Origin of the sequence: Rothia sp. (in: high G+C Gram-positive bacteria) (genome assembly GCF_030540545.1) — a bacterium.
Taxonomy (GTDB): domain Bacteria; phylum Actinomycetota; class Actinomycetes; order Actinomycetales; family Micrococcaceae; genus Rothia.
Genome location: NZ_JAUNVZ010000003.1, coordinates 43,254 through 54,260, shown reverse-complemented (window position 1 = coordinate 54,260; position 11,007 = coordinate 43,254). Strand labels below are relative to the sequence as shown.

General features: G+C 58.7%; 9 protein-coding genes. 3 read left to right on the top strand and 6 right to left on the bottom strand.

Annotated elements, in window-relative coordinates; genetic code table 11:
* Position 1: 1 nt before the first annotated feature.
* Positions 2 to 2,329: a Tex-like N-terminal domain-containing protein gene (locus Q4P78_RS03370; protein WP_303338908.1), complete on the bottom strand. Its 2,328-nt coding sequence runs from the start codon at positions 2,327 to 2,329 to the stop codon at positions 2 to 4.
* 161 nt (positions 2,330 to 2,490) lie between these two features.
* Positions 2,491 to 3,942, bottom strand: coding sequence for an amino acid permease (locus Q4P78_RS03365; protein WP_368660890.1), 1,452 nt, complete (start codon positions 3,940 to 3,942; stop codon positions 2,491 to 2,493).
* A 432-nt stretch (positions 3,943 to 4,374) separates the two neighbouring features.
* On the opposite strand from Q4P78_RS03365, the gene trmB reads away from it, so the two are divergent.
* Positions 4,375 to 5,184: a tRNA (guanosine(46)-N7)-methyltransferase TrmB gene (gene trmB / locus Q4P78_RS03360; RefSeq protein ID WP_303338907.1), complete on the top strand. Its 810-nt coding sequence runs from the start codon at positions 4,375 to 4,377 to the stop codon at positions 5,182 to 5,184.
* Positions 5,185 to 5,248: 64 nt separating this feature from the next.
* On the opposite strand, the gene Q4P78_RS03355 is transcribed toward trmB, so the two are convergent.
* From Q4P78_RS03355 to dnaK, 4 genes are all read right to left on the bottom strand, one after another.
* The gene (locus Q4P78_RS03355) at positions 5,249 to 5,737 is read right to left on the bottom strand and encodes a heat shock protein transcriptional repressor HspR (protein ID WP_303338906.1); all 489 of its coding nucleotides are present in this window, start codon (positions 5,735 to 5,737) and stop codon (positions 5,249 to 5,251) included.
* Positions 5,738 to 5,739: 2 nt separating this feature from the next.
* Complete coding sequence (locus tag Q4P78_RS03350) at positions 5,740 to 6,702, bottom strand: DnaJ C-terminal domain-containing protein (RefSeq protein WP_303338905.1); 963 nt, start codon at positions 6,700 to 6,702, stop codon at positions 5,740 to 5,742.
* A gap of 230 nt (positions 6,703 to 6,932) precedes the next feature.
* Positions 6,933 to 7,496 (bottom strand): nucleotide exchange factor GrpE, encoded by a 564-nt coding sequence (locus Q4P78_RS03345; protein ID WP_303338904.1) that lies wholly within the window; start codon positions 7,494 to 7,496, stop codon positions 6,933 to 6,935.
* A gap of 2 nt (positions 7,497 to 7,498) precedes the next feature.
* Entirely contained in the window at positions 7,499 to 9,331 is a 1,833-nt protein-coding gene (gene dnaK / locus Q4P78_RS03340) for a molecular chaperone DnaK (RefSeq protein ID WP_303338903.1), read from the bottom strand.
* Between the two features lie 378 nt (positions 9,332 to 9,709).
* Between dnaK and Q4P78_RS03335 the strand changes: the two genes are divergently transcribed.
* Together Q4P78_RS03335 and Q4P78_RS03330 are read left to right on the top strand one after the other, a co-directional pair.
* Entirely contained in the window at positions 9,710 to 10,186 is a 477-nt protein-coding gene (locus Q4P78_RS03335) for a low molecular weight protein-tyrosine-phosphatase (protein ID WP_303338902.1), read from the top strand.
* Between the two features lie 29 nt (positions 10,187 to 10,215).
* Positions 10,216 to 10,872, top strand: a complete 657-nt coding sequence (locus tag Q4P78_RS03330; RefSeq protein WP_303338901.1) for a hypothetical protein — start codon at positions 10,216 to 10,218, stop codon at positions 10,870 to 10,872.
* Positions 10,873 to 11,007 lie beyond the last annotated feature (135 nt).

The window sequence follows — 11,007 nt, the reverse complement described above, 5'->3', positions numbered from 1 at the left end:
CTTAATCCTGCAGTAGCAGGGAGAGGGAGACTCGGCGGCGGCGTGCATCCACCGAGACCACGCGCACGCGCACGCGCTGGCCGCTGCGCACAATATCGTGCGGGTTGGAGACAAAGGAACGGCTCATCTGCGAAATATGCAGCAGGCCATCCTGGGAGATGCCAACATCCACAAAGGCGCCAAAGGACGCCACATTGGTCACGGTGCCCTCCAGGATCATGCCCTCGCGCAGCTGTTCAAAACGGCTAATGGTACTGGTGAGCTTGGGCGGGCTAAAGGGCGCGCGCACGGTATCCTGCTGTCCGGCTTCCAGAGCCTGCAGGGCACCGAGAATATCGCCCAGCAGATAGGGGCCGTATTGGGCCTCAATCATGGCGCGGCGCATGGAGGGCAGACGCTCAGCGTTAAGATCGGGGGTCTCTTCCTGTAGTTGCTGAGCCAGTTCATAGTGCTCGGGGTGAATGCTGGTGGCATCCAGTCGGTGCGCGCCGGGCTCATTAGAGTACACGCGCATAAAGCCCGCTGCTTGACGGTACATCTTCGGTTCAAGACCGGGCACCTGAGCAATCTGAGCGCGGCTCATAAAGGGGCCGTGTTCGGTACGGTAGGCAACCAGGGCGCGGGCGGAGTCTTCATCCAGACCGGCAACCTGCGCCAGCAGCTGCTCAGAGGCGGTATTGGCATCCACGCCCACGGCGTTCACGCAATCCTGCACCGTTGCCGCCAGGGCAGCGCGTAGAGTCTCAGCGCTCACATCGTGCTGGTATAGGCCAACGCCAAGCATCTGCGGGTCGATTTTCACCAGCTCCGCCAGGGGATCCTGCACGCGGCGGGCAATCGAGACCGCGCCGCGCAGGCTCGGGTCAAGCTCCGGGAAGTCCGCCTCACCCAGAGCTGAGGTAGCGTAGGCTGCAGCCCCGGCTTCGGAAACCGGTACAATCGCCGGCGCCTCGCCGTTCAAGCCCTCCAGCATATCCTGCAGCAGAGCCTGCATAGGGGCAGAGGCAGCCGAGCCGCTACCAAGAGCCAGCAATTGCACCTGATGGCGCGCTATGGCACCGGAAAGCATGGCAATAGCGGCAGCGCGGTCATAGTGGGGCGCCAGGGGGAAAATGACAAAGCTTTCCAGCACGCGACCGGTAGCCGAAACCACGGCACACTTAGCACCGGATTTAAAGCCGGGGGCAATGCCCATCGTGACCGCTTCGCCAGCTGCCGGTGCCAGGAGCATATCGCGCACATTGGCGCTAAAAATCTGCACGGCTTCATCCCGAGCGCTATCCTGCAGGCTCTCAAAAATACGGTTCTGCAAACGAGGCAGCAGCTTCTGCTCCCAGATGGAGCGCACGCTTGCCGCCAGCCAGGCAATTACGCGCTGATCGGCACCACCGGTGGTACTCTCCTCAACGGTGTTCAGCGCCTGGGCGGGAATACGCAGGGCAGCCGCCAGGGCACGCTCGTAGGGTGCGCGAGCCTGAATATATTCGCTCTCGGGCTGTGCGGGCGCAACATCCACCCGGCAGCTGAGCACCCCGGCACTTGCGCCGCGAGCTAGCGCCAGCACACGGTGGGGGCGGATATCGGCAATGCTCTCGCTAAAATCAAAATAATCGGCGAATTTCTGGGATTCTTCCTCAGAAATCGGGGTCTTCTGTCCCTCAGACTCTGCAGCTCGGGAGGCGAAAATCATACCTCGGGCGCGCAGCTGCTGATAGAGAGTATCGCCCAGCTGCGGGTCGGTCAGGGCGCGCTCGACAAGAATTGCGTAGGCACCCTCTAGAGCCTGCTCCACGCTGGTGATGGCGTCCAATCCGAGGGAGCGCAGCTCCTGGATTTCTTCATCCCCGGTGATATAGGAGGAGGCAATATCGCCCACCTGCGCCAGGGGCACCTCCAGCAGATCCTCCACCAGGGCGTCCAGCCCCAGTGCGAGCGCCCATTGCGCGCGGGAGGTCACGGATTCTTCATAGGGTGCGTAGAGCTCACGGATGGCGCGCTGACTCTGAGCAGCATCCAGTGCCTCGCGCAGCTGCTCGTAGCTGAGGGGATCCAGGCGCTCTTCTTTCAGGGCACGCAAAAGCTCCATATGGGTGGCGCGGCGCTGCTCTTCAAGCTGCAGCAGCCGGGTGTATAGGCTTTGGATAGCACGCAACTGCACATCGCGCAGAGCCCCGGTTTCAGCCTTGAGGTAGTGGGCGATATAGGGCACGGAGTAGCCCTGCTCGAGCAGGCGCAGAGCGGCGCGGACACGACGGAAACTGATCTGCGTGTCGGTGACAATGCGGGTCATAATCTGTTCGCGGGTTCTGGGCTCAAGCGTAGAGTTCATAGTTTCAGTGTCGCACGCTAGGCGGTAGTTAATCTATTTGGGGACTGTTGCTTTCCCTGCCGGCGTGATATCGCCGAAGAATTCACCTCAAGAAACATCAAGCGGGCACGCTATCGGAATATTCGATAGCGCGCCCGCTTGAGTTTTAGCACGAGACTATTTTAGGACTGCGAGGATTCAAGCTGCTCGCTCTGGGCAGCAGCCTTGCGCGCGTGGCGCTTACGCATAATCTCGTATACAGCCCACACACCCAGGAACCAGATGGGGCAATAGATCAGGGCGGTTCGGGTATCATCCTGAGCCAGGTACGCCAGGATCATAATGACGAAGAAGACCAGACCCACCCAGGCGCTGATGACGCCGCCGGGCACCTTATAGGTGGAGGCTGCGTGACGCTCGGGGAACTTGGCGCGGTAGACAATGTAGGCAATGAGCATCATCATCCAGGTGAAAATACCCATGAGGGTTGCCACCGCGGTCACCAGGGTAAAGGCGTTAATCACGCTATCGCCGTAGGTGAGCATGACCAGGCTGAAAAGCAGCAGCACGCAGGTCAGGTACAGGGCATTCTGCGGCACGCCGTTCTTGGAGAGCTTCTTCAAGAAGGAGGGGGCATTGCCGTCATCTGCCAGGCCGTAGATCATACGCGAGGTGGAGAAAATACCCGAGTTCGCGCTGGATGCGGCACTGGTGAGCACCACGAAGTTCACCAGACCGGCAGCAATACCGATGCCCGCCATAGCGAAGGTGGAGACGAAGGGGCTAATGCTGGGGTCCAGCTGGTTCCAGGGGGTCACCATCACAATAGCCAGCAGGGGCAGAGCGTAGAAGATCACGATACGTGCCGGAACAGCGTTAATAGCCTTGGGCAGGGTCTTTTCCGGTTCGTGGGTTTCAGCCACTGCCGCGCCCACCAGTTCGGCGCCCACAAAGGCGAAGAGAGCAATCTGGAAGGAGTCCAGGAAGCCCATCAGGCCGTGGGGGAAGATACCGCCGTGCGCCCAGATATTGGATACAGAGGCGGTGTGACCGTTCGCGCTGAAGCCAATAATGACCATCCAGAAGCCCACCAGAATCAGCAGGGAAATGGCGACCAGTTTAATAATGGCGAACCAGAATTCGATTTCGCCGAAGTTCTTGACGCTCGGCAGGTTCAGCGCCAGCAGCGCCACAATCACAATGAATGCGGGTATGCGCGGGTCAAGGTCTGGGAACCAGAAGTTCACATAGGTGGTAATAGCGATCACGTCGGCAATACCGGTGGTCACCCAGAAGAACCAATAGGACCATGCGACAAAGAAACCTGCACGCGGACCCAGAATATCGCTAATGTAGTCGGTGAAGCTCTTGTATCCGGTCTTGGAGAGCAGGATTTCACCCATGGTGCGCATCACCAGGAAGATCACCAGACCGATAATGGCGTAGGTGAGCACAATGGAGGGACCGGTGAGCTGCAGGGTCTTTGCCGAGCCCAGGAATAGACCGGTACCAATAGCGCCGCCGATTGCGATCAGCTGGATATGTCGGTTGCTTAGGCCGCGCTGCAGGTGGGGGGATGCTTGGGGGTGGTCGGTTTTTGCCACGGGGGCAGATGCGTTAGGGTTCTGCGTCACCGTTCTCTCTTTTCTGCTGGGGGTTGCACGCTTCTATCGGTGCACCTCATGCGTTGGTTGGAGCGTTTCGATGTTCTCTCTTGTGTACACCGAGCGCCGGAAGGAATGTGAAAGGCTCTAAGAGCCTCGCGGGCTGTATGCCCTGGCTCGCTGTCGGTGGAGGATTTGCCACCGTATGCAACGAGATTCCTTCTCAAAATTCTACGTTTTTATGTGCCAAGGAACGAAAAATTTTCCAAAGTTTCCTGTGATTATGTATCATACCTCACTATTTCCCCTAATGGAAGAGGTACACGGCATATATATTCATATCTTTCGAAATATGAACATGCGGCTATCCTCAATCCCGCACCCCCCTCCCCGAGCGTTTTTCTTCCCTCTCTACAGGGCATAACGGGGCAGAAAAACAGCCGGTGCGTTATCCTGATAGACATGGCAGAAACTCAGAATGCACCCGAAAACCCCGAGGTAAACACCGCACAGGATAGCGGCAAGCGCGAAGTCCCCGTAGAATTCCGTCGTCAGCCTTACTCCTTTGTGCGCCGAGGCGACCGACTGACCGCACGCCGCCAGAAGGCGTGGGATACCTACGCCCCCACCCACGTGCTGGATATTCCGCGCACCCATGCGGACACCTCCGTGGCCCCCGAGGCTTCTTTTAACCCCGAGGAGCTCTACGGTCGTAGCGCCTACCAGGTGGTTGAGATCGGTTCGGGTCTGGGCGAAGCAATTGTGCACCGCGCGGCTGAGGTTCCCGAGGCAAATTTCCTGGCGGTTGAGGTGTACACCCCCGGCATTGCTGACCTGCTGCTGAAAATGGGTCAGGCGGGCGTTGAGAATGTGCGCGTGGCTCAGGCGAACGCCCCCGAGCTGCTGGATAATATGCTCGAGGAAAATTCGGTGGATGAGCTCTGGGTATTCTTCCCGGATCCCTGGCATAAGTCCCGCCACCACAAGCGCCGTCTGGTCTCCCCGGATTTCGCCTCCAAGGTGGCTCGTGTGCTCAAGCCCGGCGGTATTTGGCGTCTTGCGACCGACTGGGAGGAGTACGCCCTGGTTATGCGCGAGGTGTTGGATGCTCACCCCGATTTTGAGAATGTGCACGCCGGTGAGGGCGTGACCGAAGAGGACCCGATTGGTGGTTGGGCTCCTCGCTGGGAGGGTCGTACCCTGACCAGTTTTGAGCGCAAGGCTCGCGAAGCAGGCCGCAACGCCCACGACCTAACTTACCGCCGCAAGTAGGTATTAAAGCGTTAAAGCTCTGGTGCTCAAGGCTAGATCCTTGAGCACCAGAGCTTTATTCTTTTTAATCCCTCTCGGTGCGGGAGCGCTGCGCCTCACGGTAGAGTACTACCGCCGAAGAACGCTGGCGCGGTGCCGGACGCTGACCGCGCACCAGACGAACCACCTCACCGGCGGTACCGGCAGCAAAAACACGAGCCGAGGCGCTGAGCTTAGCGTGCGCCTCCTCCAGCTGAGAGTGCAGGGAAGCAATACGCTCCTCATGCTGAGCAACCAGGGCCTCCAGCTCAATAATGCGGCGAATACCCTCCAGAGACACACCCTTTTGAGAGAGATCCTGAATCTGCTTGAGCAGGTTCACATCCCGCTGGGAGTAGCGGCGTGCCTTACCGGGCGCACGCGAGGGCTGCACCAGACCAATACGATCGTATTGGCGCAGGGTCTGCGGGTGCATACCCGCCAGCTCCGCAGCCACCGAGATGACGAAGACCGGGCGGTCTGCGCTGTGGAGAGGTTCTTCATTCTCCTGCTGCCCGTGAGGAGTTTTTGCCATGATTAAGCCACCTTCTTCCCCAGGTTTTCACGCGGATTACTCTCCGGCACCAGAGCCAGGAAGGCGTCCAGCGCTTCCATTGCTTCATCGCTCAGATCGGCGGGCAGGCTGACTTCGGGGATGACCAGCAGATCGCCCGTACTGTTCTTACCCTTGAAACCGCGACCCTTAGCGCGCAGCTTACGGCCCACACCGCCCGGATTCAAACGCATCTTCACACTCGAGCCACCCGGCAGGGGAACCTCCAGAATCGTGCCCTTGAGCCCCTCTTCCAGGGTCACCGGAACGCGCATGATCAGGTTATCACCCTCGCGTAAGAAGGAAGTATCCTCAGAGACACGCACGGTCACAATCAGATCACCATTGCCACCAGGGCCCGCCTGACCCTTGCCGCGTACGCGCACCTTCTGGCCATCCTTCACGCCGGCGGGAATACGTGCGGTAGTGTTATCGCCGCCGGGCAAGAAGACGGTGACCTGCGCGCCGGTGTACGCCTGAGCCAGGGTGATGCGGGTACTGGTGTCAATATCGGCGCCGCGTGCCGGAGCCTGTTGGCCAAAGCCGGAGAACGCGTCCCCGAAGCCTGCCCCACCGAAGCCCGCGCCGCGGCCGCCACCCATACCGCCGAACATGCCTCCCAGGCCGCCGAGCAGGTCGTCAATATTGATATTCTGGGCTCCGCCGCCAAAACCGCCGGGGAAGCCGCCGCCCATACCACCCATACCCGCGGCACCGTAGCGGCGAATCTGGTCGTATTCTTCGCGCTGCTTGGCATCCGAGAGCACATCATAGGCTTCGGAGATTTCCTTGAAGCGCTTTTCAGCCTCGGCGTTATCGGGGTTTAGATCGGGGTGGTATTTGCGGGAGAGCTTACGGTATGCCTTTTTAATATCTGCGTCGCTTGCATTCTCGCTGACGCCCAGTGCTTTATAAAAGTCGTCAGTTAGCCAGTTTTCACTTGCCATTGTGTTTTTCTCCTTGATATCTGTGCCGCCCTCCTCGTGTATTGGGACGGCGTTTTAGTCTTATCTCTACCATTAAGTTTAGCGTACTTGACTCAACTTTGGAAGAGTTGTGGCGAGTATTTTTCACCTAATTTCACGCCCACACCTATACAAAAAGGGTGGGGCGCCATCCCTAAGGAATGACGCCCCACCCTATCTATATCTCTAAGATAATCTCTAGCTCAGCAGACTTAGAGAGCCGCAGCCACAGCCACCTGTGCGGTGCGTACCACGCGATCCTTCACGCGGTAACCATAGCGCAGAACCATGGAGATATGGTCCGGCTCCACCTCATCGGTGGGCTGCTGCAGAACAGCTTCGTGAATCTGCGGGTCGAATGCCTCGCCCACTTCACCGAAACGCTCCATGCCCTGCTTGGTGAGGGTTTCTTCCAGCTTTACGGCGATTGCCGCGAAGGGACCCTCGTCCAGATCGCCGTGCTTACGCGCAGCATCCAGATCGTCCAGCACGGGCAGCAGTGCGGTAATCACGTCGCCAATGGTGACGGTGCGCAGCTGCTCCTTTTCACGAACGGTACGGTTCTTGAAGTTGGTGAACTCAGCCTGCAAACGCAGCAGATCCTCCAGACGCTCGGCAGCCAGAGCAGCATCAGCATTAGCTTCTACTTCTTCCTCAGCTACCTCGTCTACCAGCTCAGCCTCAACAGCCGGCTCTTCGTGACCTTCAGCAGCGGGTGCTGCGAAAGCCTCTTCCAGCGGATCGACCTGTTCGGGAGTGTTGTCCTGTTCAGCCATGATTACTTCTTTTCGTCTTCGTCGATAACCTCGGCGTCGACAACATCCTCGTCAGCTGCGGGCTTCTGCTCTGCTGCTTCTGCCTGAGCTGCTGCGTAGATTTCCTGGCCGATCTTAGCCTGGTTCTCGTTCAGCTTGTCGAATGCTGCCTTCACTGCTGCATCGTCGTCGCCTTCCAGAGCCTTCTTCAGGGCGTCAACATCAGCCTCAACGGAGGACTTGGTCTCTGCGGAGAGCTTGTCGCCGTTATCCTTGAGCAGCTTCTCGACGGAGTAGACCAGAGTCTCTGCCTGGTTACGGGTCTCAGCTGCCTCACGGCGTGCCTTGTCCTGCTCTGCGTGCTCTTCAGCGTCCTTGACCATGCGGTCAATGTCTTCCTGAGACAGGGAGGAACCACCGGTGATGGTCATGGACTGCTCAACGCCGGTGCCCTTGTCCTTTGCGGAGACGTGCACGATACCGTTGGCGTCGATGTCGAAGGTGACCTCAATCTGGGGTACGCCGCGCGGTGCCGGTGCGATACCGGTCAGCTCGAAGGTGCCCAGGTTCTTGTTGTCGCGGGTGAACTCACGCTCACCCTGGAAGACCTGGATGGACACGGAGGGCTGATTGTCCTCTGCGGTGGTGAAGGTCTCGGAACGCTTGGTCGGGATTGCGGTGTTGCGCTCGATCAGCTTGGTCATCACGCCACCCTTGGTCTCAATACCCAGGGACAGGGGGGTCACGTCGATGAGCAGAACGTCCTTACGCTCACCCTTCAGCACGCCTGCCTGCAGTGCTGCACCCATTGCCACGACCTCGTCCGGGTTCACGCCCTTGTTGGGCTCGCGACCGGAGAGTTCCTTGACGATTTCTGCCACTGCGGGCATACGGGTGGAGCCACCGACCAGCACAACCTGTGCGATGTCGGAGACGGACACGCCTGCTTCCTTGATAACATCCTGGAAGGGCTTCTTGGTGCGCTCGAGCAAATCGCGGGTCAGTTCCTCGAACTTTGCGCGGGTCAGCTTCTCGTCCAGGTGGATCGGACCCTCGGGGGTCACGGAGAGGTACTGCAGCGAGATGTTGGTGCTGGTTGCGGAGGAGAGTTCCTTCTTAGCCTGCTCTGCTGCTTCGCGCAGACGCTGCAGCGCGATCTTGTCGGTGGAGAGGTCTACGCCGTTCTTTGCCTTGACTTCACCCAGCAGCCAGTCAACAATGCGCTGGTCCCAGTCGTCGCCACCGAGGCGGTTGTCACCGCTGGTTGCGCGCACCTGAATGGTGGAGAAGCCGTCTTCATCCTTGCCAACTTCCAGCAGGGAGACGTCGAAGGTACCGCCGCCGAGGTCGAAGACCAGGATCAGCTCGTCTTCCTTACCCTTATCCAGACCGTATGCCAGTGCTGCAGCGGTGGGCTCGTTGACGATACGCAGAACGTTCAGACCTGCGATTTCACCTGCTTCCTTGGTTGCCTGACGCTCAGCGTCGTTGAAGTATGCCGGAACGGTGATGACCGCGTCGGTAACGGTGTCGTTCAGGAATGCTTCTGCGTCACCCTTAAGCTTCATGAGGGTACGAGCGGAGATTTCCTGAGCGGTGTAGGGCTTGCCGTCAATGTCCTGGGTCCAGGTGGTGCCCATGTGACGCTTGACGGATGCAATGGTGCGGTCCACGTTGGTTACTGCCTGGCGCTTTGCGGTTGCGCCGACGAGAACCTCGCCGTCCTTGGAGAATGCCACCACGGAGGGGGTGGTGCGAGCGCCTTCAGCGTTCGCAATAACGACGGGCTCGCCGCCTTCCAGAACGGAAACGACAGAGTTGGTGGTACCGAGGTCAATGCCTACTGCACGTGCCATATTGTTTCTAACTCCTTGAGTTCATGCCCCGCTTCGTGTTGCACGGGGCGGGTTTTTTCTGTTAAGTCTTCTGTGATTCGATTCGGGGTTTGCCCCCGGTCAAACCGTACATATACAAGTATGCGCCTTTGGGGAGACCCTGTCAATAGAGTTGAGTCAAAAAGACTCAAGTTTTTTAAAAATATTTCCCTCATACTCCCGCAAACCCTTAAACTTCCTTGATTTTACAGGGAAGTAGAGACAATCAACCTTGAGTCACATGGATAGAAATTTTTGAAAAAATCCTGCACAAGCGCCCCGAAACACCTCGCCATCACCCCAATTTCACCCCGGGCGAAGCTGGGAGTTTGCTGCGAGTACACTAGAGATATGTACTCCATGATGACCATCTGCACCGGCAATATCTGCCGCTCCCCCGTTGCCGAATACCTGCTGCGCCGCTACGCCGAGCAGGAAGGACTTCAGGTGACGGTCGCCTCCTCCGGTCTATCCAATGAAGAAGAGGGCAACCCCGTAGACCCGCGCACCGATATTGTGCTGCGCGAGCACGGCATTGATGCCTCTGCGCACCGCGCGCAGGTTTTCGCCCCGGAAGATTTCGACCGCTATGATCTGCTGCTGGCGCTGGATGTGAACCACTTCTTGCGCCTGAGCCAGATGGCACCCACCCCGGCTCATCGCGAGAAGATCCGCATGCTGCGCTCCTTCGCACCGAATATGCAGGGTAAGAGCCTGGACGAACAGGGCATTTTTGACCCCTGGTACGGCGAGATGAAGGATTTTTACACAACCTACGACCTAATGGACGCATCCGCCAAGGGCGTTATTGCCGCGCTCAAAGAGGGCAAACTCTAGGGCGCTGCTGGCGACTATCGGTACTCGGCATGGTTCAAATAGCATCGTTGCCACGCGTGGCGGCGCTACGCGCTAGCGCCTTCTTTGATGAGCTCTACGCTCGACTACGAGAAGATATTGACCGCCATCGTACACGCTCCACCGAGCCGTTTATTCTGGCGATTGATGGGCGTAGCGGTAGTGGCAAAACCACCCTGCGCCAGGCGCTATGCGGCCAGCTCGCCCGGGATTATCCCGGCCAACTGGCGCTCTTTACCCTGGATGATATCTATCCCGGTTGGGATGGCCTCCGCGCCGGGGTTAATGAGTGGATTGTGCAGGCTGCCCTGCTAGCCAGCGGCCGCCCCGCGCCCTTTGCCCGCAGGGATTGGGAGCATTCCCGCGCCCTGCCTGAGGAGCTTTTCACCCCGGCGCCCATTATTGTGGCGGAGGGAGTGGGCGCGCTAACCGGCGCCCATTCTGCCGGACTATGGTGCACGAGTCCGGCTGATATTCGCCGCGAGCGTGCTCTGACTCGCGATGGCAGCACCTATGAGCCGCATTGGCAGCGCTGGGCGGATCAGGAGGAGCAGCTCCTCAAGGATTTTGCGTGCATGTATTCTCCTCTTTTGAGTGCCGCTGATGCACTCACAGAACGCACATTCCACAAGCTTGCCCGCTCCACCACCTACCTTATTCGTCCGTAGAGTGCTGCGCTGAGCCTATGAACTTTCTCATAAAGACCCTCCGCGCGCTTACGAAGAGTGAGTGAAAAGAGATAGGCTAAAACATTGTGCATTCAGCTTGCATTCCGTCGGACCCAAGTGATTCGGCGGCACAAA

Coding starts and splice junctions, on each gene's coding strand:
- Q4P78_RS03370 (WP_303338908.1), bottom strand. CDS start 2,329: ATGAACTCTACGCTTGAGCCCAGAACCCGCGAACAGATTATGACCCGC.
- trmB (WP_303338907.1), top strand. CDS start 4,375: ATGGCAGAAACTCAGAATGCACCCGAAAACCCCGAGGTAAACACCGCA.
- Q4P78_RS03355 (WP_303338906.1), bottom strand. CDS start 5,737: ATGGCAAAAACTCCTCACGGGCAGCAGGAGAATGAAGAACCTCTCCAC.
- Q4P78_RS03350 (WP_303338905.1), bottom strand. CDS start 6,702: ATGGCAAGTGAAAACTGGCTAACTGACGACTTTTATAAAGCACTGGGC.
- Q4P78_RS03345 (WP_303338904.1), bottom strand. CDS start 7,496: ATGGCTGAACAGGACAACACTCCCGAACAGGTCGATCCGCTGGAAGAG.
- dnaK (WP_303338903.1), bottom strand. CDS start 9,331: ATGGCACGTGCAGTAGGCATTGACCTCGGTACCACCAACTCTGTCGTT.
- Q4P78_RS03335 (WP_303338902.1), top strand. CDS start 9,710: ATGATGACCATCTGCACCGGCAATATCTGCCGCTCCCCCGTTGCCGAA.
- Q4P78_RS03330 (WP_303338901.1), top strand. CDS start 10,216: ATGGTTCAAATAGCATCGTTGCCACGCGTGGCGGCGCTACGCGCTAGC.